The organism is Pseudomonas sp. DSP3-2-3, from assembly GCF_049898225.1.
Classification (GTDB): Bacteria; Pseudomonadota; Gammaproteobacteria; order Pseudomonadales; family Pseudomonadaceae; genus Aquipseudomonas.
Genome location: NZ_JAFCXH010000008.1, coordinates 26,514 through 51,704 on the forward strand (window position 1 = coordinate 26,514; position 25,191 = coordinate 51,704).

Sequence of the window (25,191 nt, forward strand, 5' to 3'; positions counted from 1 at the left end):
TCCCTCTTTTATTGGTTTGGACTGAGCTTAGCCAATAACCGGACGATGACGAACTATTCACAGGACGCTGCCAGGGCTGGTTGTGCGGTCAGTCAGCCCAGAACCACTGCGTGCGCTCGGGCTTGAGATGCTCGAACGCGGGCATGACTTCGCCCTGCTGGAAAAACCGTCGCGAGCGCGCCTTGGCATTGCTGAACCAGTTACCGGTTTCGGGGCAAGGCTGGCCTGCGTTGACTGCTGGCTTGGGTTTGTCGTCAAAGCGCGCATACCACTGCGCGGTCGTCTCTTTGGTGAAGCAGGGACCGGGGATCGGATAAGGATGCAGGCAACCGGTGTCCTGTAGACGGATCGGCCTGAGCACTTTGTTTAGCGCCCTGTAGGCCAACGGTGGCGTTTCGGTCGCGGGGAGCAAATCCGGGAGCACGCCGGCACGGACCAACAAGCCGCCGTCGTAGGCGTGAAAGGTGATATCGCTGTGCGAACTCAGCGTGCCTCGCAGACGATCATTGCCGCCCAGCTGCCGGACAAAGCGTTGCCCAAGCACCGTGTACCAGCTGACGCCCTTGATGCGATTGAGCAGACGCAGGCTTTCCAGATGTGGGCCCGAGTCGACCATCAGCCCGTTATTACTCAGCGCCAGGCGGTATTCCAGCGACAGATGACGATGACCCGCAAACGGCAGAATGCACCCCAGGCCGCCATAACCATGTTCGGCATGGAGCTGGCCGCACAGGAATTTGATCCAGCCCTCGTATAAACCGACGCCACCGCTTTCGGTCAGGTATGCCCAGGGCAGAACCATTTTCATGCAGCAAAGGTCGGTATCCGCCTGCTCCTGGGGCGTGCAGGTCAGCAACAGCTGATAGTTGGCCACTTGCGAAGCGTCTGCGCTGGATAACGACCACAACAACGGCTCATGAGGTGAGCCGTCGAGAATCTGCCGTCGACACCTGGCGAAACTGCTCGGCGCCAGCTTGCGCACGTGTTGGTAATGCTGCCATTTGAGCAAAGGCCGGAACGTCTCGTAGAAACGCGCAAAGCAGGCGTCGATCCGGAACCTGGCATCCAGCGTATGACCCTGCCTGAAATAAAGAGTAGTGATCAGGCCCATACGCAGGATGGGCACGGCGCGTGCAGAGTCAATCGTCACACGCCCGGCCCCATCCCTGAGCCGCCCCAACAAACGCACAGCCTCAGAAAGAGTTTCCGACACGAACGATCCTCCTGATCATCCCGGCGCGGCGGCGTGAAAGACCTTCATTGGACCTTTCCCGCATTGCCCATGCAGGGCTTCGGGTGTCAGGGGCGACTTTGAAGCGTTGAGAGGTTGCGAGGAATTTGTCGCCAACGACAGGGCATATAGGCGCAAGGGTGCCCGAAAACATGCAATTTCTTCCCGTTCATGTTTGCTTGGAGCAAAGAATGAAGAGAGTTTTACGCAGGAGCAATACGTAGGAATTAGTTTGGGAAATCAGCCACACGTTTCAAGAAATGTCCTACTGACGTCCTACAAGACGGGACTACGTCACTCACAAATGTCATGAAGTTTCATACTGGCATTGCGCCCCAATTTGACGAACGAAGCGTAAACTCCCTGTCCATGCGCGTTGAGTTCACGATGGATGCGCTGCATATTCGGTGGTACAACCTGCGACAGCCGATCAGTTTCGCAACGCAGGGCTCAGGCGCAACATGTCCAGGCCTGCTTCTACCCACTGTTCAGCATGCTCGTTGAGCGAATAGCTGTCAGGAATCAGTAGCCACTGGCCGAGCATGCCGTCGATATAGGCATGCAACGTGATCGACGCACGAACGCTGTCGAGGTTGGCGGGAAGCTGCCCTTTGCGAACCGCGTTATTCAAGGCAACGCCGATTCGATCATTGCATTCCAGGGCACTCGCCTGGCGCTGACGACGGAAGTCACACATTTCATCGGTAAACTCGCATTTATGAAACAGAATCTCATTGATGCGACGGGTTTTCGGGTCCAGTGCAACTTGATGAAACAAATGAATCAGCAGTTTTTTCATGCAGCCCAGCGGGTCGTCTTCATCCTCGCTCTCGCTGGCCCTGGCCATTTCTTCAAGCGGCTCCTGCAGGCTGTCGAGCATCGCTTGCACCAGATCGGCCTTGTTACTGAAGTGCCAATAGATCGCGCCGCGCGTCACGCCGGCAATCGAGGCAATGTCCGCCAGGGTCGTACGCGCCACCCCTCGCTCATAGAATGCCTGCTCGGCGGCCTCCAGAATCTGGCTGCGGGTAACCTGAGCTTCTTCTTTGGTACGACGGACCATGGCAGTAAAACCTCATCAAATTGCCTGGAGCTGTGAATTGACAGCTCCCAAGCAGAACCGGGCGGCATTTGTATTGCCTTGTCCCGAACCTACAATCCCCGATTCCTGCGGCATATTGATGCAGGGATGGGTATTTACAAACAACCGTGAATGTAAGTATATTCATTAGCTTCCTACTTATCCAGCCGGAATACATTTTTAACCTTTAACCTTCTTGAGCACTCAGGCTCCTGACCCGAGGATCTTCATGCAATTCAAGCCAGCTGTTACCGTTCTGGTCACTGCCGTCGCCCTGGCCACCCTGCTCGGCGGTTGCAGTAAAAAAGAAGAGGCGGCCCCTGCTCCGCCGCCACCTCAGGTTGGTGTGGTCACTCTGAAAACCCAGCCATACACGCTGACCTCGGATCTGCCCGGCAGAACCACGGCGTTCCGCATCGCGGAAGTTCGCCCCCAGGTCAACGGCATCATTCTCAAGCGCATGTTCACTGAAGGTGCCGACGTCAAGGTCGGTCAGCAGCTCTATCAGATTGATCCGGCCCTTTACGAAGCCACTGCCAACAGCGCCAAGGCCGCCTTGCAATCTGCCAAATCACTGGCCGATCGTTATAAGCAACTGGTCAGCGAGCAAGCCGTCAGCCGTCAGGAGTACGACACCGCCCTGGCCGACAGCCTGACCGCGCAGGCCACGTATCAGACCGCTCAGATCAATCTGCGCTACACCAAAGTGCTGTCGCCGATTTCCGGTCGCATTGGTCGTTCGTCGGTAACTGAAGGCGCGCTGGTCAGCAGCGCTCAGGCCGATGCCATGGCGACGATCCAGCAACTCGACCCGATCTACGTCGATGTGGTGCAGTCTTCGGTGGAAATGCTCAAGCTGCGTGCCGAACTCGACAGCGGCAAGTTGCAGAAAGCTGGCGAGAATGCTGCCAAGGTCAATCTGACCCTGGAAGACAACAGCAAGTACGCGCTGGAAGGCAAACTGGAGTTCTCTGAAGTTTCCGTGGATCAAACCACCGGTTCCGTGACCCTGCGCGCCGTGTTCCCGAACCCGGACCACCGTTTGCTGCCGGGCATGTTCGTGCACGCTCGCCTGCAGGCCGGCGTCAATGCCGCAGCGATCCTGGCGCCACAACAAGGCGTTACCCGTGACCTGAAAGGCACGCCGACCGCACTGATCGTGAACAAGGACAACAAGGTCGAATTGCGCACCTTGGTGGCCAATCGCACCGTGGGTAGCGACTGGTTGATCGAAAGTGGCCTGGAAGCCGGAGACCGGATCATTACGGAAGGTCTGCAGTACGTTAAACCAGGCGCAGAAGTGAAGGTCGCGGAAGCCACCAACGTCAAGTCGGAAAACCCGGCACCTGCCCCGGCAACTGAAAAAGCCGCAGGCAGCAAAGGGGAGTAATTCATGTCGAAATTTTTTATCGACCGCCCGATTTTCGCGTGGGTAATTGCCCTCGTGATTATGCTGGTCGGGGCTTTATCGATCCTCAAGCTGCCGATCAACCAGTACCCGAGCATTGCGCCACCGGCCATTGCGATTCAGGTTACGTATCCAGGCGCTTCTGCACAGACCGTGCAGGACACCGTGGTTCAGGTGATCGAGCAGCAGCTCAACGGTATCGACAACCTGCGTTATGTTGGCTCGGAAAGTAACTCCGACGGCAGCATGACCATTACTGCAACGTTCAACCAGGGCACCAACCCGGATACGGCGCAGGTTCAGGTCCAGAACAAACTGAACCTGGCGACGCCGCTCCTGCCGCAGGAAGTTCAGCAGCAAGGCATCCGGGTAACCAAGGCAGTGAAAAACTTCCTGATGGTTATCGGCCTGGTGTCTGAAGACGGCAGCATGGGCAAGGAAGACTTGGCCAACTACATCGTCTCGAACATGCAAGACCCGATCTCGCGTACCTCCGGTGTGGGTGACTTCCAGGTGTTCGGTGCCCAGTACGCCATGCGTATCTGGCTCGATCCGGCCAAGCTGAACAACTTCCAGCTGACGCCAGTGGATGTGAAAACCGCAATCTCCGCGCAGAACGTGCAGATTTCTTCTGGTCAGCTGGGCGGTTTGCCAGCGATGCCGGGGCAGCAGCTCAACGCAACCATCATCGGCAAGACGCGTCTGCAGACCGCCGAGCAGTTCGGCAACATTTTCCTGAAAGTGAATCAGGACGGCTCGCAGGTTCGTCTGCGTGACGTGGCCCGAGTCGGCCTGGGTGGCGAGAACTACAGCATTGACGCGCAGTTCAACGGCAAGGCAGCTTCCGGTCTGGCGATCAAACTGGCGACCGGTGCCAACGCACTGGACACCGCCAAGGCGATTCGCACCACGGTTGCGCAGCTTGAACCGTTTTTCCCGCCAGGCATGAAAGTCGTCTATCCGTATGACACCACGCCAGTGGTCAGTGAATCGATTTCCGGCGTGGTGCACACGCTGGGCGAAGCGATTGTGCTGGTGTTCCTGGTGATGTACCTGTTCCTGCAAAACTTCCGTGCCACGATCATCACCACGATGACCGTACCCGTGGTATTGCTTGGTACGTTCGGTATCCTCGCGGCCTTCGGCTTTACCATCAACACCTTGACCATGTTCGGCATGATCCTGGCCATCGGCTTGCTGGTGGACGATGCGATTGTGGTGGTGGAAAACGTCGAGCGGGTGATGGCGGAGGAGAAACTTTCGCCGCGAGAGGCCACGATCAAGTCCATGGAGCAGATCCAGGGCGCGCTGATCGGTATCGCGCTGGTGCTGTCGGCGGTTCTGCTGCCAATGGCGTTCTTCGGCGGTTCCACCGGTGTGATCTATAAGCAGTTCTCGATCACGATTGTTTCGGCCATGGCCCTGTCGGTGGTCGTCGCGCTGATCTTTACCCCGGCCTTGTGCGCCACCATGCTCAAGCCGATCGACCATGAAAAACACGGTCAGCCAAAACGCGGCTTCTTCGGCTGGTTCAACCGGACCTTCGACCGCAGCGTGCAGAGCTACGAGCGCGGCGTGGGCAATATGCTCAAGCACCGCATCCCGGCGTTCCTGGTCTACCTGCTGATTTTTGCCGGCATGATCTGGATGTTTACCCGCATCCCGGCGGCGTTCCTGCCTGAAGAAGACCAGGGCGTGATCTTTGCTCAGGTGCAGACACCGGCGGGTTCCTCGTCCGAGCGTACCCAGGGCGTGATCGACAACATGCGCAAATACCTGCTTGAAGAAGAAGGTGGCGCAGTTGCATCGGTATTCACCGTAAACGGCTTCAACTTCGCTGGTCGCGGTCAAAGTTCGGGTCTGGCGTTCATCATGCTCAAGCCATGGGGCGATCGTTCCGCAGAAAACAGCGTGTTTGCGCTGGCCAAGCGGGCGCAGGCGCACTTCTTCGGGTTCCGCGATGCCATGGTGTTCGCGGTGGTTCCGCCAGCGGTTCTGGAGCTGGGCAACGCCACGGGCTTCGACATCTTCCTGCAGGATCAGGGCGGTGTCGGCCATGCCAAGTTGATGGAAGCTCGCAACCAGTTCCTCGGCTTGGCGGCGCAAAGCAAGATTCTGGCGGGCGTACGTCCCAACGGTCTGAATGACGAGCCGCAGTATCAGCTGACCATCGACGACGAACGCGCCAGTGCTTTGGGCGTGACGCTGTCGGACATCAACACCACGCTGTCCATCGCGCTGGGCGGTAACTACGTCAACGACTTCATCGACCGCGGTCGAGTCAAGAAGGTGTATGTGCAGGGTGAAGCAAGTGCCCGCATGAGCCCCGAAGACCTGAAGAAGTGGTACGTGCGCAACGCCAAGGGTGAAATGGTGCCGTTCGCATCGTTCGCATCTGGCGCCTGGGTGTACGGCTCACCAAAACTGTCGCGCTATAACGGTGTGACGGCGGAGGAAATACTCGGTACTCCGGCGCCGGGCTACAGCTCGGGTGAAGCGATGGCTGAAGTCGAAGCCCTGGTGAAGAAACTGCCAGCGGGTATCGGCTATTCATGGACTGGCCTGTCGTACGAAGAACGTCTGTCCGGCTCGCAAGCGCCTGCGTTGTATGCGCTGTCGCTGCTGGTGGTGTTCCTCTGTCTGGCGGCCTTGTATGAAAGCTGGTCGATTCCTATCGCGGTGTTGCTGGTGGTTCCGCTTGGGGTTATCGGTGCGTTGATGGCAACGAGCCTGCGTGGTTTGTCCAACGACGTGTTCTTCCAGGTGGGCTTGCTGGTGACGGTAGGTCTGGCGGCGAAGAACGCGATCCTCATCGTGGAATTCGCCAAGGAGCTGCATGAACAAGGCAAGAGTCTTGTGGATGCAGCGATCGAAGCCTGCCGGATGCGTTTGCGACCGATTGTCATGACGTCCATGGCGTTCATCCTCGGCGTTGTGCCGCTGGCGATTTCCACCGGCGCAGGTTCGGGCAGTCAACATTCGATCGGTACCGGCGTAATCGGCGGTATGATCACGGCCGTTGTCCTGGCGATCTTCTGGGTACCACTGTTCTTCGTCTCGGTATCCTCGTTGTTCAAGGGCAAACAGAAAGAAACTTCACATGATGAGGCTGGCCAATGAGCAAGTCCCTGATCTCTCTGGCGGTTACCGCGTTCATTCTCGGCGGCTGCTCGTTGATCCCTGAGTACAAGCAACCTGCAGCGCCAGTCGCGGCGCAGTACCCGCAAGGTCCGGCGTATTCGCCGGCCGAAGCGGCGAACGTTGCGGCGGCGGAACAAGGCTGGCGTCAGTTTTTCCATGACCCGGCCCTGCAACAGCTGATCCAGACGGCACTGATCAACAACCGTGACCTGCGTGTCGCGGCGCTGAACATCGACGCTTACCGTGCGCAATACCGCATCCAGCGTGCCGATCTGTTCCCGGCGGTTTCCGCCACGGGCAGCGGCAGCCGTCAGCGGGTTCCGGCGAACCTGTCCACCAGCGGCGAGTCGGGCATTACCAGCCAGTACTCGGCGACACTGGGCGTCAGCGCCTACGAGCTGGACCTGTTCGGTCGCGTACGCAGCCTTAGCGAACAAGCGCTGGAGACTTACTTCTCCAGCGAAGAAGCGCGCCGCAGCACACAGATCAGCCTGGTGGCCAACGTCGCCAATGCTTACCTGACGTGGCAAGCCGACCAGGAACTGCTCAAGCTGACCCAGAACACCCTCAAGGCGTTCGAAGAAAGCTATCGCCTGACCTCGCGCAGCAATGAAGTCGGTGTCTCGTCGGCACTGGACCTGAGCCAGTCGCGGACTTCGGTGGAAAGTGCCCGGGTTTCCCTGGCGCGCTATCAGCGCCAGGTTGCCCAGGACCTCAACAGCCTGACGCTGTTGCTCGGTTCCGGTCTGCCGAACAACCTGCCGCAAGCCCAGCCTCTGAGCGCGGACCTGCTCAGTCTCGTACCCGCCGGAATGCCTTCGGAGCTGTTGCAGCGTCGTCCGGACATCCTGCAGGCCGAGCATGAACTCAAGGCGGCCAACGCCAATATCGGCGCGGCACGTGCGGCGTTCTTCCCAAGCATCAGCCTGACGGCCAATGCCGGTACGATCAGCCCGGACTTGTCCGGTCTGTTCAACGGCGGTTCGGGTACCTGGCTGTTCCAGCCGAGCATCAACATCCCGATCTTCAACGCCGGTAGCCTGCGCGCCAGCCTGGATTACTCGAAAATCCAGAAAGAAATCAGCGTCGCCAACTACGAGAAGGCGATTCAGACGGCGTTCCAGGAAGTTTCCGACGGTCTCACTGCACGTAAAACCTTCAACGAACAGTTGCAGGCGCAAAGTGATTTCGTTGCCGCCAACCAGGACTACTACCGTCTGGCCGAGCGTCGCTATCGCATCGGTATCGACAGCAACCTGACCTTCCTCGACGCCCAGCGCTCGTTGTTCAGCGCGCAGCAGTCGTTGATCACCGATCGTTTGTCCCAGCTCACCAGCGAGGTCAATCTGTACAAGGCCTTGGGCGGTGGCTGGTATGAGCAGACCGGACAAGCCAAGCCAATCTCGCAAGAGAAGCCGAGCGTTCAGTTGTTCTGATAGCCGTGCCATAAAAAAACCCACCATTTCAGGTGGGTTTTTTTTATCTTTAAAAGTACGCCTCAAGCAGCCGCGTGACTCATCAATGATCTTCGTGCAGGTACTTCGGCTGTTTCGGCAGACGCAGGCTGAACAGGAACGCGACGGCCATCATCACCGTTACGTACCAGTAGAAGTTGTTCTCCATGCCCATGTTCTTCAGGCTCAGTGCCACGTACTCGGCCGAACCGCCGAACACGGCGTTGGCGACCGCATAGGCCAGACCAACCCCCAACGCGCGCACTTGCGGCGGGAACATCTCGGCTTTGACCAGACCGCTGATCGAGGTATAGAAGCTGACAATCGCCAGCGCCAGGGTGATCAAGACGAACGCCATGTACGGGTTGGTGGTGGTCTTGAGCGTCATCAGAATCGGCACGGTGCACAGCGTGCCCAGCGCGCCGAACCACAGCATCGAGTTACGACGACCGATCTTGTCCGCCAGCATGCCAAACAGCGGCTGCATGCACATATAAAGGAACAGCGCGCCGGTCATGATGTAACTGGCGGTCTTGGGATGCATGCCGCCGGTGTTCACCAGGTATTTCTGCATGTAGGTGGTAAAGGTGTAGAAAATCAGCGAGCCGCCGGCGGTGTAACCCAAAACCGTGATAAAGGCAGCCTTGTGATCGCGGAACAATGCGCTGATGCTACCGGCGTCTTTATCCTTGCGGCTTTCAGCGGTGGTGGTTTCTTCCAGGCTGCGACGCAGAAACAGGGAAATCACCGCGGCAATGGCACCGATGACAAACGGAATCCGCCAGCCGTAGGCGCGCAATTCTTCAGTGCTGAGGAACTGCTGCATGATGACCACCGTCAGCACCGCCAGCAACTGGCCGCCAATCAGCGTCACGTACTGAAACGATGCGAAAAAGCCGCGTTGCCCGCGTAAAGCGACTTCGCTCATGTAGGTCGCAGTCGTGCCGTACTCACCGCCCACCGACAAGCCCTGAATCAGACGCGCCAACAACAGCAGCGCCGGTGCCCAGGCGCCAATCGACGCATAAGTCGGCAGGCACGCGATGATCAGCGAGCCGCCGCACATCATCAGCACCGCAATCATCATCGAGTTCTTGCGACCGTGTTTGTCGGCCACCCGACCGAACAGCCAGCCACCGATAGGCCGCATCAGAAACCCGGCGGCAAACACGCCAGCGGTATTGAGCAATTGCACGGTTGGATCGTCTGACGGAAAAAAAGCTGGCGCAAAGTAGATTGCGCAGAAGGCATAGACATAAAAGTCGAACCATTCGACGAGGTTGCCTGAAGAAGCACCGACAATCGCGAATATCCTCTTGCTGCGTTCTTCACCTGTGTAATGCGTCGTTGTCATTATTTTTCCCCATAAGTGTTAAACAGCATTTCAAGACATAACCTGTAACATTGTCACCGAAGAGCGCGCAACAATTTGAAAAGAATTATCGGGTTGCCCCAATTATCGATTCGGCGTTCCGGCGGAGTGGAATGGAATGGAAATTTTGTGGGCGCGAGCTTGCTCGCGAAGGGGTAAGTACAGCCACTACATTACCGGGCATGAAGCAAAGTCTTCGCGGGCAAGCCTCGCTCCCACAGTGTTTTTGACCCACTAAAACAATCACCCAAGCCGTCGATTTGCCTTTTCGTGGAGGCAGTCGACGACTCGGGTGAGTGTGATTTGCGGGTGTCGCGTTAGCGCTCTATCGCCAGCGCAAGGCCCTGCCCTACTCCGACACACATGGTCGCCAGACCTCGACGGCCACCGCTTTTTTCCAGTTGATGCAAAGCTGTGAGCACCAGCCGCGCACCGCTCATGCCCAGCGGATGCCCCAGGGCAATGGCGCCGCCGTTAGGATTGACCTGCGGCGCGTCGTCGGCCAGACCCAACTCGCGCAACACCGCCAAACCCTGGCTGGCGAAGGCTTCGTTGAGTTCGATTACATCGAAATCCGCCACCGCCAAACCCAGGCGCTCCACCAGTTTGCGCACTGCCGGAACCGGGCCGATGCCCATGACGCGCGGCGCAACACCGGCGCTGGCCATGCCGAGAATCCGTGCGCGCGGGGTCAGCCCGTGTTTTTTTACCGCGTCGGCCGAAGCCAGAATCAGCGCTGCGGCGCCATCGTTGACGCCCGAAGCATTGCCAGCGGTGACGGTCTTGTCAGGACCATTGACCGGCTTGAGCTTGCTCAGGGTTTCCAGGCTGGTGTCGGCGCGCGGATGTTCATCCTGCTCGACAACCGTTTCGCCCTTCTTGTGCGCCACGCGTACCGCAACGATTTCCTCTTTGAAAAAGCCCGCAGCCTGGGCAGCGGCAGTGCGCTGCTGGCTGCGCAGGGCGAAAGCGTCCTGATCGGCTCGAGAAATCTTGAAATCATCGGCGACGTTATCGCCGGTTTGTGGCATCGAATCGACACCGTACTGTGCCTTCATCAGCGGATTGACGAAGCGCCAGCCAATGGTGGTGTCTTCCAGCTTCATGTTGCGCGAATACGCCGCATCGGCCTTGCCCATGACAAACGGCGCACGGGACATGGACTCAACGCCGCCAGCAATCGCCAGCTCCATCTCGCCAGAAGCAATGGCGCGAAACGCCGTACCGATGGCGTCCATGCCCGAAGCGCAAAGCCGATTGAGCGTCACGCCCGGAATGCTCTCGGGCAAGCCCGCCAACAACGCCGCCATGCGTGCGACGTTGCGGTTGTCTTCGCCCGCCTGGTTGGCGCAGCCGAAGAACACTTCGTCGACTTCGTTCCAGTTCACCGAAGGGTTGCGCTCCATCAGCGCCTTGATCGGCACAGCGGCCAGATCGTCGGCGCGAACGCTGGCCAAGCCGCCGCCGAAGCGACCAATCGGAGTGCGAATCGCATCACAGATAAAGACGTCACGCATCACGCTTCTCCCGGTGCCTGGCCGTGAGCGGCAGCGGTTCGCGCTTCCAGGTCACGCAGGGCATTTAATTCAACATCGGTCGGGTCGGCGGAATATTCGACGTTGTCGGCAAAGCGCACTTCCCAACCGGTGGCGGCAATCACCTGTTCGCGGGTCACGCCAGGATGCAGCGTGGTCACGACAAATTCGTTGGTATCCGCTTCAGGTTCCATGATGCACAGATCGGTGATGATCCCTACCGGCCCGGCGCCTGGCAGGCCCAGGCGTTTGCGCGAGTCGCCGCCTTCGCCATGGCCGACCGAGGTCATGAAGTCGAGTTTGTTGACGAACGCCCGGGCCGACTGTTTGAGGATGATCAACACCTGCTTGGCGGAACCGGCGATTTCCGGCGCGCCGCCGGCACCCGGCAAACGCACTTTCGGGTTGTTGTAGTCGCCAACCACGGTGGTGTTGATATTGCCGAAACGGTCGACTTGCGCGGCGCCGAGAAAGCCGACGTCTACCCGGCCGCCTTGCAGCCAGTAGCGGAAGATTTCACTGGTGGACACCACGGTATCGGCGGTTTCGGCCAACTCGCCGTCGCCAATCGACAGGGGCAAGACCGAAGGCTTGGCGCCAATCGGGCCGGATTCATAAATCAGCACCACGTCCGGCGAGGACGTCAGCCGCGCCAGGTTGGCGGCCTTGGAAGGCAGGCCGATGCCGACGAAGCACACCGCGCCGTTGCGCAAGCGGCGTGCGGCGGCAATGGTCATCATTTCATTGGTGGAGTAGTTCATTATTTTGCCTCCGGTGCGGCCAGCTTTTGCTGAAATTCGCTGAAATCAGCGGTGCCCAGGATGTATTCGTCGATCCAGGCGGTGAAGCTTGCGCGGTCGCGGGCAATCGCGTCCCAGGCCTGGTAGAAACGGTTGTCGCGCTCGTAATAACCGTGGGCATAAGAAGGATGCGCGCCGCCCGGCACCAGGCATACCGCGCTCAAGGCCCAGGTCGGCAAGACGCAGGCATTCATCGGCGCTTGCAGGTCATCAACGATTTCTTCGACGGTCACGATGCAACGCTTGGCAGCCAGGGCGGCTTCCTTCTGCACCCCAAGAATGCCCCACAGCAGCACGTTGCCTTTGCGGTCGGCTTTCTGCGCATGAATCACGGTGACATCAGGACGCACCGCCGGCACCGCAGCGAGCACTTCGCCAGTGAATGGGCACGTGACAGTCTTGATCAGCGGGTTGACCTTGGGTAGATCGGAACCGGCGTAGGCCCGCAGCACGGCGAATGGCAACCCGGAAGCACCTGCGACATAAGCATTGGCGAGGTCGGCATGGCTGTGCTCTTCGATTTCAATCGAGTGCGGCCACTGCTTTTCGACGGCGTCACGCAGACGATGCAGCGAGCCAACACCAGGATTACCGCCCCAGGAGAAGATCAGGCGTTTGGCACAACCGGCACCGATCAACTGGTCGTAGATCAGGTCCGGCGTCATGCGTACCAGAGTCAGGTCTTTTTTGCCCTGACGGATGATTTCGTGGCCAGCAGCGGTTGGGATCAAATGGGTGAAGCCTTCCAGCGCAACGGTGTCGCCATCGTTGACGAATTGCTTCACGGCGTCGCGTAGAGAAAGTATTTCAGCCATGAGGGTGCTCCCGAACTCAAATCTTGTCATTGGACAGCGCAAGACTTCTGCGCTGGAATGGATATGAGGTTATGCCGGGGCATCGAGGCAAACAATCCGATAATCGACTAAGTGTTCGTTAATCGCACCAAATCAGGTTCATCTCAGGTAAACAGCTGCGTGCTCAGATCCCGACTGGCGTCCAGCATGATTGGCAGGAAACGCTGCTCCAGATCACTGCGCGCGACCCGCCCGGCGCTGGTGCTGACATTGAGCGCGGCCAATACCTGACCCGACGCGTCGTAAACCGGCACGGCAATGGAACGCAGGCCTTGTTCCAGCTCCTGATCGACAATGCACCAACCTTGCTGACGAACCTGCTGCAGGCATTCGAGCAATTCCTGTTGCGTGCGAATGGTGCGGCTGGTCTTGGGCTGCAAGTCCACGTGATCCAGGTATTCGTGCAGGGAAACATCATCCAGCGCTGCCAGCAGGATCCGGCCCATGGAAGTGCAGTACGCCGGTAACCGACCGCCCACCGCCAGGTCCACGGAAATCAGTCGCTGGGTAGTCGCCGAGCGCGCGATGTAAAGAATGTCGTCGCCTTCGAGGGTCGCCATGTTGCACGCCTCGTGCAGCAAATCACTCATGCGATCCAGATACGGCTGGGAGGAAACCGCCAGCGGCGTTGACGACAGATAGGCATGACCCAACGTCAGCACCTTGGGCAGCAATGAATAGGTGCGTCCATCCGTCGTGGCGTAGCCGAGTTTGATCAGGGTTAATAAACAGCGGCGCACAGCGGCGCGGGGAATCTCCGTGCGATGGCTGATCTGGGCGATGGTCAGATGGCGTTTACGTTCCTGAAACGCATGGATCACCGCCAGCCCGCGCGCCAGCGACGTCATGAAATCCGGGTCGCCGGTAAACGCCTGAATGCGCTTGGCGGGCGATGCCACGATGGGCGGCGCCAGCGAGGCAAAAGAATTACGCAGTTCGTCGTTCATCGTTGATACCTCACCCATACCCTTTTAGGCCTTATATACCGCCGCTTTCAGGCTTTGTTAAAGCCCCAGCTCATAACACGACGGGCGATTATCGAACAACTGGCCGATAATCGCAATTGACCCGCTGCGAAGATACTTATACCTTTCACCTGCCAATAAGTGGCTTCTTGGAAATACTGGTCAGGTACCCACTGAGAAGTCCTAGGCGCGGCCTTGCCCACTAAGCAAGGCCGTTTTTATTTCTGCGCATTGATAGCCCAAAGCCATTCCTCTCCTTCATGCCATTTCTGTAGCAGGCAAAAACAGCCAATGCAGTTGATGCCTTTGCATAGAAGCAGACGTCAGAATTTTGGCCGACTGCGTCAATATCACGTGTATGAAACTATCGTCATATTCATCACCCACCTGAACTTCGGAACAGTCGTACAGAAAATTCGCCTTTAATGAAGTCGTCGGCAACTCAACCCTCACATATAGTTGACGAGACTGAAGTTCTTGGAGATAGTGTCAGTCAATTGGCTGGCAATAACGATTCGCAGTGAATGCAAGGCGCACTCCAGGCACGGTTCCCATGCCGGAATCACTGGACTGCAGCGGTGCATCGTTTCTTAATCATGCGAAATGAAAACTGCCGCCAATACAGCTATAGCGTTTGCAACTTGACCTTGTCGCTACGACAGCGTTGTTTCTGGTGTCCGTAGCCGCGAGCAGCAAGAAGACGTTCAGCTTCATGTTCCTGATCCCAGGTATCTGTCTGGCCGGTAGGCCATTACAGCGTCGTACGTTGGGATGATCATGTTCGAACACTTCTACGCTCGCGATATCACCAGAGTTAACTCAACTTAATCAGGTAATACAGTGACGAAAGATGAACTGCGCGCGGAACTTGAGCGCAAGGAACAACGTTTCAAGGATGTTTACGGCGGGGAAATCACCACCTACGCCGCGCAACCAGAGCCAGAACGCAAGCCTTGGCGCAAAAAAGCCAGTCTGCTGGATCAAGCGTTCAAGCAAGAATTGCAGAAGATGGAAAGCGACCTGAAAGAAGAGCTCTGACACCTTCCATTCCCCGGCGCGCGGCGTCTGGCGAAGTCGGTCGACCTCTTCAAGGCAATTGCGTGTCACGGTTGCATTCATGAAACAAGTGCATTACCACTTCCCCGACCAACTCACGGGCGGGGTATTTACGCACTGATTTTCATTGTCTGGCGATACCAGTGAGCGGCTGACACATCGATCAGTATTTTTTCTGTCATAATCCCGCCCCCTTCAGACCGGGTCAGAAAACCTTCATGATCGATTTATTCAGCGGGCTAGATGCTTGGGTACTTGTGAGCTTGCTGCTCGCCCTGGCTTTCGTCCTCACCTTCGAGTTCATCAACGGCTTTCATGACACCGCCAACGCGGTGGCGACAGTCATTTACACCAAAGCCATGCCGCCTCACCTGGCAGTGTTCTTCTCCGGTGTGTTCAACTTTCTCGGCGTGCTGCTGGGCGGGGTCGGCGTGGCCTATGCCATCGTTCACCTGCTGCCGGTCGAGCTGTTGATCAACGTGAACACCGGCCACGGCCTTGCCATGGTGTTCTCACTCCTGGCAGCGGCGATCACGTGGAACCTCGGTACCTGGTACTTCGGTATTCCGGCGTCCAGTTCCCACACGCTGATCGGTTCGATCCTCGGTGTGGGCCTGGCCAACGCGTTGATCAACGATATTCCGTTGGCTGATGGCGTGAACTGGCAGAAAGCGATCGATATCGGCGCTTCGCTGGTGTTCTCGCCGCTGGCCGGTTTCCTGGTTGCCGCACTGGTGCTGGTCGGTTTGAAATGGTGGCGTCCGCAGTCGAAGATGCACAAGACACCGGATCAGCGCCGCAAACTGGATGACAAAAAGCATCCGCCGTTCTGGAATCGCCTGGTACTGGTGATTTCCGCCATGGCGGTGAGCTTCGTGCATGGTTCCAACGATGGCCAGAAAGGCATCGGCCTGATCATGCTGGTGCTGATTGGTATCGTGCCGAGCCAGTTTGTTCTGGACTTGAGCAGCACCACCTACCAGATTGAACGTACTCGCGATGCAACCCTGCACCTGAGTCAGTTCTATAACCGTAATAGCGCGACGCTGGGTGAATTCCTGGCCCTGGGCAAAGCGGAGAAAGGTGATCTGCCAGCCAGTTCAAGCTGCAACCCGGATCAGACCGAACCGACCATCGACGCCCTGCTCGATACGCTGAAAGGTGTTTCCGATTATCACGCGTTGCCGCCTGAACGCCGCATCGAAGTGCGTCGTTACCTGCTTTGCCTGGACGACACTGCTCGCAAGGTTGCCAAACTGCCAACCCTGGGCCCACGTGAAAAATCCGATCTGGACAAGCTGCGTAAGGACCTGACGGTCACCACCGAATACGCGCCGTTCTGGGTGATTCTGGCGGTCGCGCTGGCGTTGGGTGTCGGCACCATGGTTGGCTGGAAACGCGTGGTTCTGACCATTGGCGAGAAGATCGGCAAACAAGGCATGACTTACGCTCAAGGCATGTCGGCACAGATCACCACCGCCAGCGCCATCGCTTTGGCCAACGTGTTCAGCCTGCCGGTTTCCACGACGCATATTCTGTCGTCTGGCGTGGCCGGCACCATGGTCGCGAATAAAAGTGGCCTGCAAGGCGGTACGGTACGCAACATCCTGCTGGCCTGGGTGCTGACCCTGCCGGCAACTGTCGGCCTGTCCGCCGGTTTATTCTGGCTGGCGTCCAAAGTACTGGCCTGACGACCATCCAGTAGTGAGCAGCGCCAGCGCGGGCAATCCGCGGGGCGCTGCTCCTGACTCACCGGCGTTTTTTTGCCCCGCCCAGCAGTGACCCCATCAAACCGCGCACCAACTGACGGCCCAGCTGATTAGCGGCTTGTCGTACCGCGCTTTTCATGGCCTGCCCCGCCACGCCGCCCAGCCATTCGCCCGCCATGTCGCTGAAGCTATCCTGTTCCTTGGCGCTTTTCTCAGGCACTTCGGTTCCGTCAGGCGTCGCAATCTTGCGGGCGATCAACATTTCATAAGCGGATTCGCGATCCACAGGCTTGTCATAACGACCGACGAAGGGTGACTGAGCCATCAGGCTCGCCCGCTCGCCTTCGCTCAGCGGCCCGATGCGCGATTGGGGCGGTGCGACCAGCACCCGCTGGACCATGGCTGGCGTACCCTTTGCCTGCAAGGTGCCCACCAGCGCTTCACCAATGCCCAGCTCGGTCAGCACCGCCAGGGTGTCGATATCGGGATTGGGCCTGAAGCCATCGGCCACCGCACGCAGGGACTTTTGCTCTTTGGCAGTGAACGCGCGCAAGCCATGCTGGATACGCAGGCCCAGTTGCGCCAGCACATCGTCCGGCAGGTCGCCCGGTGATTGCGTGACAAAGTACACGCCGACACCCTTGGAACGAATCAGCCGCACTACTTGCTCAAGCCGTTCCTGCAACGCCTTGGGCGTGTCGGCGAACAGCAGATGCGCCTCATCGAAGAACAGCGCCAACAACGGTTTGTCGGCGTCGCCTCGCTCCGGCAATTGCTCGAACAGTTCGGCCAGCAGCCACAGCAGGAACGTCGCATAAACCTTCGGCGCTTCGTGCACCAGACGGCTGGCGTCCAGCAGATGAATGCGCCCGCGCCCGTCGCGGGTCGGTTGCAGAATATCTTCCAGTTGCAGCGCGGGCTCGCCAAACAAGGCTTCAGCCCCTTGCTGCTCCAGAATTGCCAGACGCCGCTGCAAGGCCTGGCTCGAACCGGTAGTCAGCAGCGAGCTGTCTTCGCCGAGCAACTGCGGATTGTCGCGCAGATGATTGAGCAGCGCCTTGAGGTCTTTGATGTCGAGCAGCAGCAGTCCTTCCTGATCGGCCACCTTGAACGCCGCGTACAACGCCGACTGCTGGCTGTCGGTCAGTTCCAGAAGACTGCCCAGCAGCAGCGGCCCCATTTCCGTCAAGGTTGTGCGCAACGGATGACCGCTCTGGCCGTGGATATCCCACAACGTGACGGGATAAGCCTGCGGCGTGTGATTCAACCAGGGCATGCCGGCGATCCGTTCGGCAATCTTGCCCTGGGGCTCACCGGTTGCGCCCAACCCGCAAAGATCACCTTTTATGTCTGCGGCAAACACGGCAATGCCCGCATCGCTGAAGGCTTCCGCCAGACGCTGCAAAGTCACCGTTTTGCCGGTGCCGGTCGCGCCTGCTACCAGGCCATGTCGGTTCGCCAGACGTATATCCTGGGTTACCGGTTGCCCATCGAGATTGGCGCCAATAACAAACTGCTGAGAGTCGGGCATTTCGTCACCTGTCTTTAAACTTTATATCTGAGTGGTCGATAGGTTTGATAACACCCAATGACCTGGAAATTTGTCGGATTTTTCTTAAAGGAGTGAGAGAAAGTATTGACCATTTTTCGTGGTACTCCCGGCCAAGCAGTCGCCCAACACGCGTCTGGTACGGAATTAACCTTAGCGGACCTATCACGATATGAACAAAACTCTGAAATTCAGCCATAAAATCCTGCTTGCCGCGTCATTGATTGTGATTGCCGCGTTTGCCTCTTTCACTCTGTATAACGATTATCTGCAACGTCATGCCATTCGAGACGACCTGAATAATTATCTTCAGGAAATGGGCAACAGCACTGCCACCAATATTCAGAACTGGTTGTCCGGGCGCATCCTGCTGGTGGAAAACGTTGCCCAGACCATTGCCAACAATCCCGACCCGGCTACCGTCACCAGCCTGCTGGGTCAAAAGGCGCTGGCTTCGACATTCGATTTTGCCTATCTGGGCGACAGCGCTGGCAAGTTCATCAGCCTGCCGGTCAGTGAATTGCCGGCCGATTACGATCCCCGCTCGCGGCCCTGGTATAAAGGCGCGCTGAGCAACGGCAGCACCCTGCTGACCGAACCCTACACCGATGCCTCAAATGGCGAATTGATCATCACGATCGCCACGCCGGTCACCAAGGCGGGGCAGACCATCGGTGTGGCCGGCGGCGACCTGAACCTGAATATCATCGTCAAGATCATCAACGCGCTGAACTTCGATGGCATGGGTTACGCGTTTCTGGTCAGCGCTGACGGTAAAGTCCTGGTCAACCCGGACAAAGCCAAGGTAATGAAGTCCCTGAAAGAGATTTATCCACAGGACACGCCGCGCATCAGCAGCGACTGGAGCGAAGTGGATGTTGACGGCAAGACCCGCATCTTCACCTTTGCGCCCATCGAGGGCCTGCCTTCGGTGAACTGGTACCTCGGGCTGAGCATTGATAAAGATAAAGCGTTCGCCATGCTCAGCCAGTTCCGCACTTCGGCGGTGATCGCCACGGTCATTGCAGTGGTCATCATCATTGCCTTGCTGGGCATGCTGATTCGCCTGCTGTTGCAACCCTTGCACGTCATGACCCGCGCCATGCAGGACATCGCCGACGGTGAAGGCGACCTGACCAAACGCCTGACCGTTCAGGCGCAGGACGAATTCGGCATATTGGGCACCGCGTTCAACCGCTTCGTGGAACGTATTCACAGCTCGATTCGCGAAGTGTCCTCGGCGACCCAACTGGTCAACGAAGTGGCCCTGAGAGTCGTCAGCGCTTCCAATTCATCGATGGTCAATTCCGACGAACAATCCAATCGCACCAACAGTGTCGCCGCCGCGATCAATCAATTAGGCGCGGCCGCGCAGGAAATTGCCCACAACGCGGCGCAGGCGTCGCAACAGGCGAGTGACGCGCGCACGATGGCCGAAGAAGGTCAACGGGTGGTTGAGCAAAGCATCGAGTCGATGAACAAGTTGTCGTCGACGATCAGCACGTCGAGCGTGAACATCGAAGCGCTGAACAGCAAAACGGTGAATATCGGACAAATCCTGGAAGTCATTACCAGTATTTCCCAGCAGACCAACTTGCTGGCGCTCAACGCGGCTATCGAGGCCGCACGGGCCGGGGAAGCCGGGCGTGGTTTTGCCGTGGTCGCCGACGAGGTACGCAACCTGGCCCACCGCACGCAGGAATCGTCGCAGCAAGTACAGAAGATGATCGAAGAATTGCAGGTCGGTGCGCGAGATTCGGTGGCGACAATGGGTGAAAGCCAACGCCATAGCCAGGACAGCGTGACCATTGCCAATCAGGCCGGCGAGCGACTGGGCAGCGTAACCCGACGCATCGGTGAGATCGACGGCATGAACCAGTCGGTGGCCGCTGCGACCGAAGAACAGACGTCGGTGGTCGAATCGATCAACGTGGACATCACCGAAATCAACACCCTCAATCAGGAGGGCGTGGAAAACCTGCAATCGACGCTGCGCGCCTGTTCGGACCTGGAACAACAGGCCGCTCGTCTGAAGCATCTGGTCGGCAGCTTCCGCATCTAATTCAACCAGCCCCCACTGTTACCGCCGCGTCTACCTGAGGCGCGGTCCCCGCTCCTCAGCTTTAGTGCGTCTGTTGCCGCGATACCAGCCGCCACGTTGCGCCGAACAACTATTCTTGTCAGTGGTCAACGTTTAGGACGACGACACACCGGAGGAATGTTCACGTGCATATCGCTGACATGACCATGTTCTACGCCCCAGCCAGCGGTGGCGTTCGTACCTACCTTGACGCCAAACATCGTCGTCTGGGCCTGCGCCCTGGCGTTCGCCACAGCCTGCTGGTGCCTGGCCCCGGTTTCAGTCAGCGAGACGGCATCTATAAAGTACCCGCACCGGCCCTGCCCTTCGGCAACGGCTATCGTTTTCCGTTGCGGGTCGCACCTTGGCGAAACGTCCTGCAAGCCTTGAAGCCGGATCTGATCGAAGTCGGTGATCCCTATCTCACTGCCTGGGCTGCGCTGGACGCACGCCGTCAACTGGATGTGCCGGTGATCGGCTTCTATCATTCCGACCTGCCGCTGTTGGTGAGCAATCGCGTGGGCAGTTGGCTGGGAACCAACGTTGAAGCCTATGTCAGCAAGCTGTATGGCAATTTTGATCGGGTGCTGGCGCCGAGCAAGGTCATGGCCGACAAGCTCATTAGCCTGGGCGTCGAGAACGTCTATGTGCAGCCGCTTGGGGTGGATCTGGTCACGTTCAATCCCGGGTTGCGCGATCCCGCTGTAAAGACCGAACTTGGTCTTAGCGAAGATACGCGCTTGCTGATCTTCGCCGGCCGTGGCTCCAAGGAGAAAAACCTGCCGGTGCTGCTCGACTGCATGAAGCGGCTGGGTGCGGGTTATCACCTGCTGCTGGTCGGGTCACACATGCCCATGCAGGTTCCGGATAACGTTTCGGTGATCGGCCATTTCTGCGCCGCCTCTGAAGTCGCGCGGCTGTTAGCCAGCGCTGACGCCCTCATCCACGCAGGTGATCAGGAAACCTTCGGCCTGGTCGTCCTCGAAGCCATGGCCAGCGGGATTCCCGTGGTGGCCGTGGCAGCCGGGGCATTCACCGAGATTCTGCCTCAGGAATGCGGCCTGCTCTGCCCACCCAACCATCCGCAGGCGATGGCCAGCGCGGTGCGCGAACTGTTCGCCACAAATCCTGCAAAAAAAGGCCAGGCAGCCCGGCAACATGTAAATGAGCGCTACAGCTGGGATATCGTCGTCAGCGGCTTGCTCGAACACTATCAAGCGGTGCTGGACTGCCGCACTCCGGCGCTCGCTCATGGTTGACGTCAATTCAAACCAGCGCAGTGTGCTGTTGGTTCTGCATGACGTAGCGCCAGAAACCTGGCCGGACTATCAGGCCTTTGTTGCGGCGGTGGACGCCATGGGCGCAATTCCCATGACCTGGCTGGTGGTGCCGGATTTCCACAAGCGTAACCCGATTGTTAATGACCTGAAGTTTCAGAACCTGCTGCAGCAACGACTGAGTCGGGGCGACGAATTGGCCCTGCACGGTTACTATCATTGCGACGACGGCCCACCGGCGCGTACGCCACGAGACTATTTCATGCGGCGTATCTACACTTGGGAAGGCGAGTTTTATGCCTTGGATCAAGCCCGGGCCATGGGCCGAATCGAATCGGGCATCGAGCTTTTCCAACGCCACGGCTGGCCGCTGCACGGGTTTGTCGCACCGGCCTGGCTGATGAGTGACGGCACGCGTCAGGCGCTTCGCCAGTTACCATTGGACTACACAAGTGATCCGCAACATCTGTATCGTCTGCCAGACTTTTCCCGAATCGACGCACCGGGCATCGTCTGGAGCGCTCGCAGCCCCTGGCGACGCGGCCTGTCGAAACTCATCAGTGATCATCGTGAAGCGCAATTGCAGGATGCTTCGACAATTCGCCTCGGCCTGCACCCGGTGGACATGCGCCACGACTATTCACGCAACTATTGGCTGCAACTATTGAAACGACTTATCGAAAACGGCAGACAACCCATGACCAAAGCAACCTGGTTGAAAAAGCAGGCGCACGTCTTGAGGTCGGCAGCGTGACCCGCATCCTCTGGCTGAGCGCCGGTTTGCTGGTCGCAATCGTGGCTCCCTTGGTGCTCGGCGGCGCAGACATGTTTCAGCGTCTGGGCAGTTTTCCCTTCGCCCTGCTGCTGGCCATGTTCGGCATGATCATTGTGTGCTGGTGCCTGAACACGATGCGCCTGCGCTTGCTGCTGGGCGAAAGCAGCAGCGCGGTCAGCGTACCGCGCAGCCTTGGCGTCGTAATGGCCGCCGAATTTGCCTATTGCGCCACACCCGGCGGCAGCGGCGGACCCTTGACCCTGATGGCAGTACTTTCGCGCAATGGCGTCGGCGCGGCGAAAAGCAGTGCGGTGTTTGCCACCGATCAGCTCAGCGACCTGCTGTTCTTCGTGCTGGCACTGGTAGGCATCATGTTTTACGCCGTTTTTCATCATCTAGGCGAGCGCATGGAGTGGATGCTGACGGTCAGCGGCGTTCTGGTTGTCGGCGGTTTATGCCTGTGTGCGGGCTTCGGCCACTTTCATCGGCAGGTCATCAAATTCAACGGTCGCTTGCTCAAGCGGCTCAATACCAAAGCCACCACCCGCCGACGATGGGCCCGCAAGCTCCTGCATTTTCGGGATGCGCTGGCCGACACCCTGAAAATGCCGCGTAAACGGCTGGCGGCGGTTTTCCTGCTGACCTGCATGCATTGGGGGCTGCGCTACAGCGTGCTGTACCTGGCGCTGCGCGGACTTGGAGTGGATGTGGAATGGGCGTGGAGTTTTCTGATCCAGATGCTTTCCCTGAGCGCCGGACAGTTCAGCCTGCTGCCAGGTGGCGCGGGCGCCGCCGAGTTGACCTCAGCGGCATTGCTGGCGCCGATCGTGGGCAAGTCCACGGCGGCCGCCGCGATTCTGATCTGGCGCGCAGTGACCTATTACTTCTATCTGGTGGTTGGCGGCCCGATCTTCTTATTAATGGTTGGCCGGCCATTGCTGAACAAGCTGATGCGTCTTCGGGAAGCGTAACTCAGCTTTTCTGGTCAGCTTTATCCGAGGTCTTTTGCAGATCCCGCCAAAGCTCGGCGGCACCTTCGAACTCGGTGCCGTCATCTGGCGACAAGGCGTCCGGGTCGTAGCGGCTCAGGCAGCCCTCGCCCAAGGTCGGGGGCGCTGTTGAAGTGGCTTTATCGAGAGGATCAGTCACGCGTTTCACACCTCGCTGTCACGTCAGCGTCCGACTGCTGCCTGCCTGTCTGCATACAGCCAGCCGGACTGTTGGCGTACAGATTAGTCGAATACGACAGTCTTGTTGTTGTGCACCAGGACGCGGTCTTCCAGGTGATAGCGCAGGCCACGGGCCAGAACCATCTTTTCCACATCGCGGCCGTAACGCACCATGTTTTCAATGCTGTCGCTGTGACTGACGCGAACCACGTCCTGTTCGATGATTGGCCCGGCGTCCAGCTCTTCAGTCACGTAGTGGCAAGTTGCGCCAATCAACTTCACGCCCCGCAGCGAGGCCTGGTGATAAGGCTTGGCACCGACGAACGAAGGCAGGAAGCTGTGGTGAATGTTGATGACCTGATGCGCATATTCGCGGCACAGCTGGGGTGGCAAGATCTGCATGTAACGCGCCAGCACTACGACATCGGCCTGATGATGGGCCACCAGACGCGATACCTCGGCGAACGCCGGTTCCTTGTCTGCTGGATCAACCGGCACGTGGTAATAAGGAATGTCGTGCCACTCGACCATGCTGCGCAAATCCTGGTGATTGGAGATCACCGCCGATATTTCGCAATCGAGCTCATCGCTGTGCCAGCGGTGCAGCAGGTCAGCCAGACAATGCGACTCGCGGCTCGCCATCAGCACCACACGCTTCTTCTGCGCCGAATCGGTGATACGCCAATCCATCGAAAACTCTTCGGCGATGGGCGTGAACGCCTCGCGAAAAGCTTCCAGTTCAAACGGCAAGGTATCGGCACGAATCTCGTGACGCATGAAGAACCAGCCACTGAGATTGTCCGAGTGATGACTCGCTTCGGTGATCCAGCCGTTATAGGACGCCAGAAAGTTACTGACTTTGGCAACGATGCCGACACGGTCCGGGCAAGCTATCACCAGACGAAAAGTGCGCATTTGAAAAAACTCCAGAACTTCGCAAAGGTCGCCATTCTAGCGAATGTGCGGCAAAACTGCAGTATTCCTGTTGACTGATTCGTAGCCGGGCTGCGTGTTCGCCTCCCGCAGCACCCACCTTACTCAATCCTGCCACCGGAGATGACGCCCGGCTGATCATTGGCTGCTTTAACAGCGTTATAGCGAGCATCTTTACTGCGTTGGCGGCGTCCATCTAGTTTTATGACGCTGTAGGAAACCTGTATATTTCTAAATAATTCAAATAAAACTTTTCTTTAATGTTTACTTGGTCAAAGCGCGTGACTATTATTGCGTCACTGTCTCCCTGCCACCTGACAACATAAGGTATCCCTCATGTCCTTGATCAACGAATACCGCGCCACAGAAGAAGCCATCAAAGAACTGCAAGCCCGTTTGAAGAATCTGTCCCAAGACGACAAACTGCAAACCGAGCTGGAATTCGAAGGCAAACTGCGCACGCTGATGGGCGAATATCAAAAATCGCTGCGTGACATCATTGCTCTGCTGGATCCGGACGCCAAAGTTGGCAAGTCCCCACGCGGCGCAGCGGTAAAAACTACCGGCACCAAGCGTGCTCGCAAGGTCAAGCAATATAAAAACCCGCACAATGGCGAAGTCATTGAAACCAAAGGTGGCAACCACAAGACTCTGAAAGAGTGGAAAGCCAAGTGGGGCGGTGACGAGGTTGAGAGCTGGGCAACCCTGCTGGGCTAAGCCCGAAGCAGGTCGCCTTGTTTCGCGACCCCTCAAAAACGCCAGTCATCTGGCGTTTTTTATTGCCTGCAATAAAGTGTTTCGT

Annotated in this window: 20 protein-coding genes and 1 pseudogene; 11 read left to right on the forward strand and 10 right to left on the reverse strand. The window is 58.1% G+C overall.

Annotated elements, in window-relative coordinates:
* Positions 1-88 precede the first annotated feature (88 nt).
* Together ACP7E4_RS11445 and ACP7E4_RS11450 are read right to left on the reverse strand one after the other, a co-directional pair.
* Entirely contained in the window at positions 89-1,213 is a 1,125-nt protein-coding gene (locus ACP7E4_RS11445) for a type VI immunity family protein (RefSeq protein ID WP_426113897.1), read from the reverse strand.
* Between the two features lie 448 nt (positions 1,214-1,661).
* Positions 1,662-2,294, reverse strand: a complete 633-nt coding sequence (locus ACP7E4_RS11450; RefSeq protein ID WP_426113895.1) for a TetR family transcriptional regulator — start codon at positions 2,292-2,294, stop codon at positions 1,662-1,664.
* Positions 2,295-2,541: 247 nt separating this feature from the next.
* Between ACP7E4_RS11450 and ACP7E4_RS11455 the strand changes: the two genes are divergently transcribed.
* From ACP7E4_RS11455 to adeC, 3 genes are read left to right on the forward strand one after another with little or no spacing between them, the layout of a single operon-like run.
* The gene (locus tag ACP7E4_RS11455) at positions 2,542-3,702 is read left to right on the forward strand and encodes an efflux RND transporter periplasmic adaptor subunit (RefSeq protein ID WP_426113893.1); all 1,161 of its coding nucleotides are present in this window, start codon (positions 2,542-2,544) and stop codon (positions 3,700-3,702) included.
* A 3-nt stretch (positions 3,703-3,705) separates the two neighbouring features.
* Positions 3,706-6,840 (forward strand): efflux RND transporter permease subunit, encoded by a 3,135-nt coding sequence (locus ACP7E4_RS11460; protein WP_426113891.1) that lies wholly within the window; start codon positions 3,706-3,708, stop codon positions 6,838-6,840.
* The gene (gene adeC / locus ACP7E4_RS11465) at positions 6,837-8,297 is read left to right on the forward strand and encodes an AdeC/AdeK/OprM family multidrug efflux complex outer membrane factor (protein WP_426113889.1); all 1,461 of its coding nucleotides are present in this window, start codon (positions 6,837-6,839) and stop codon (positions 8,295-8,297) included. Before ACP7E4_RS11460 ends, adeC begins: the two co-directional genes overlap by 4 nt.
* Positions 8,298-8,379: 82 nt before the next feature.
* On the opposite strand, the gene ACP7E4_RS11470 is transcribed toward adeC, so the two are convergent.
* The 5 genes from ACP7E4_RS11470 to pcaR all read right to left on the reverse strand — a co-directional run bounded on the left by ACP7E4_RS11470 (position 8,380) and on the right by pcaR (position 13,823).
* Complete coding sequence (locus ACP7E4_RS11470; protein ID WP_426113887.1) at positions 8,380-9,669, reverse strand: MFS family transporter; 1,290 nt, start codon at positions 9,667-9,669, stop codon at positions 8,380-8,382.
* Between the two features lie 335 nt (positions 9,670-10,004).
* Positions 10,005-11,207 carry a 3-oxoadipyl-CoA thiolase gene (pcaF, locus tag ACP7E4_RS11475; RefSeq protein WP_426113885.1) on the reverse strand — a complete coding sequence of 401 codons (1,203 nt, stop codon included), beginning with the start codon at positions 11,205-11,207 and terminating at the stop codon, positions 10,005-10,007.
* Positions 11,204-11,986: a CoA-transferase subunit beta gene (locus ACP7E4_RS11480; RefSeq protein WP_426113959.1), complete on the reverse strand. Its 783-nt coding sequence runs from the start codon at positions 11,984-11,986 to the stop codon at positions 11,204-11,206. The genes pcaF and ACP7E4_RS11480 overlap by 4 nt, the downstream gene beginning before the upstream one ends.
* Positions 11,983-12,837, reverse strand: coding sequence for a CoA transferase subunit A (locus ACP7E4_RS11485; RefSeq protein WP_426113883.1), 855 nt, complete (start codon positions 12,835-12,837; stop codon positions 11,983-11,985). The genes ACP7E4_RS11480 and ACP7E4_RS11485 overlap by 4 nt, the downstream gene beginning before the upstream one ends.
* A 143-nt stretch (positions 12,838-12,980) precedes the next feature.
* Entirely contained in the window at positions 12,981-13,823 is an 843-nt protein-coding gene (gene pcaR, locus ACP7E4_RS11490; RefSeq protein ID WP_065834422.1) for a pca regulon transcriptional regulator PcaR, read from the reverse strand.
* An 858-nt stretch (positions 13,824-14,681) separates the two neighbouring features.
* On the opposite strand from pcaR, the gene ACP7E4_RS11495 reads away from it, so the two are divergent.
* Together ACP7E4_RS11495 and ACP7E4_RS11500 are read left to right on the forward strand one after the other, a co-directional pair.
* Positions 14,682-14,879, forward strand: a complete 198-nt coding sequence (locus tag ACP7E4_RS11495; protein ID WP_020293046.1) for a hypothetical protein — start codon at positions 14,682-14,684, stop codon at positions 14,877-14,879.
* A gap of 236 nt (positions 14,880-15,115) precedes the next feature.
* Positions 15,116-16,588, forward strand: coding sequence for an inorganic phosphate transporter (locus ACP7E4_RS11500; RefSeq protein WP_426113880.1), 1,473 nt, complete (start codon positions 15,116-15,118; stop codon positions 16,586-16,588).
* 58 nt (positions 16,589-16,646) lie between these two features.
* On the opposite strand, the gene ACP7E4_RS11505 is transcribed toward ACP7E4_RS11500, so the two are convergent.
* A complete protein-coding gene (locus ACP7E4_RS11505) occupies positions 16,647-18,137 on the reverse strand; it encodes a helicase HerA-like domain-containing protein (protein WP_426113878.1) in 1,491 nt (496 codons plus the stop codon).
* 190 nt (positions 18,138-18,327) lie between these two features.
* Here ACP7E4_RS11505 and ACP7E4_RS11510 point away from each other — a divergent pair.
* The 5 genes and pseudogenes from ACP7E4_RS11510 to ACP7E4_RS11530 form a co-directional block, all read left to right on the forward strand.
* Positions 18,328-19,359: pseudogene (locus tag ACP7E4_RS11510) on the forward strand (HAMP domain-containing protein); the annotation flags it as partial.
* Between the two features lie 93 nt (positions 19,360-19,452).
* A complete protein-coding gene (locus ACP7E4_RS11515; protein WP_426113957.1) occupies positions 19,453-20,217 on the forward strand; it encodes a methyl-accepting chemotaxis protein in 765 nt (254 codons plus the stop codon).
* A 185-nt stretch (positions 20,218-20,402) separates the two neighbouring features.
* A complete protein-coding gene (locus ACP7E4_RS11520; protein ID WP_426113955.1) occupies positions 20,403-21,494 on the forward strand; it encodes a glycosyltransferase family 4 protein in 1,092 nt (363 codons plus the stop codon).
* A complete protein-coding gene (locus tag ACP7E4_RS11525; RefSeq protein ID WP_426113876.1) occupies positions 21,487-22,266 on the forward strand; it encodes a DUF2334 domain-containing protein in 780 nt (259 codons plus the stop codon). The genes ACP7E4_RS11520 and ACP7E4_RS11525 overlap by 8 nt, the downstream gene beginning before the upstream one ends.
* Positions 22,263-23,258 (forward strand): lysylphosphatidylglycerol synthase transmembrane domain-containing protein, encoded by a 996-nt coding sequence (locus tag ACP7E4_RS11530; protein WP_426113874.1) that lies wholly within the window; start codon positions 22,263-22,265, stop codon positions 23,256-23,258. Before ACP7E4_RS11525 ends, ACP7E4_RS11530 begins: the two co-directional genes overlap by 4 nt.
* Position 23,259: 1 nt before the next feature.
* Here ACP7E4_RS11530 and ACP7E4_RS11535 read toward each other — a convergent pair whose 3' ends face one another.
* Both ACP7E4_RS11535 and purU read right to left on the reverse strand, forming a co-directional pair.
* Positions 23,260-23,436 (reverse strand): hypothetical protein, encoded by a 177-nt coding sequence (locus ACP7E4_RS11535; protein WP_426113872.1) that lies wholly within the window; start codon positions 23,434-23,436, stop codon positions 23,260-23,262.
* Between the two features lie 83 nt (positions 23,437-23,519).
* On the reverse strand, positions 23,520-24,371 hold the full coding sequence (gene purU, locus ACP7E4_RS11540; RefSeq protein WP_331151498.1) for a formyltetrahydrofolate deformylase: 852 nt from the start codon (positions 24,369-24,371) through the stop codon (positions 23,520-23,522).
* A 354-nt stretch (positions 24,372-24,725) separates the two neighbouring features.
* On the opposite strand from purU, the gene mvaT reads away from it, so the two are divergent.
* Positions 24,726-25,106, forward strand: a complete 381-nt coding sequence (mvaT, locus tag ACP7E4_RS11545; RefSeq protein WP_020293038.1) for a histone-like nucleoid-structuring protein MvaT — start codon at positions 24,726-24,728, stop codon at positions 25,104-25,106.
* Positions 25,107-25,191: the final 85 nt, after the last annotated feature.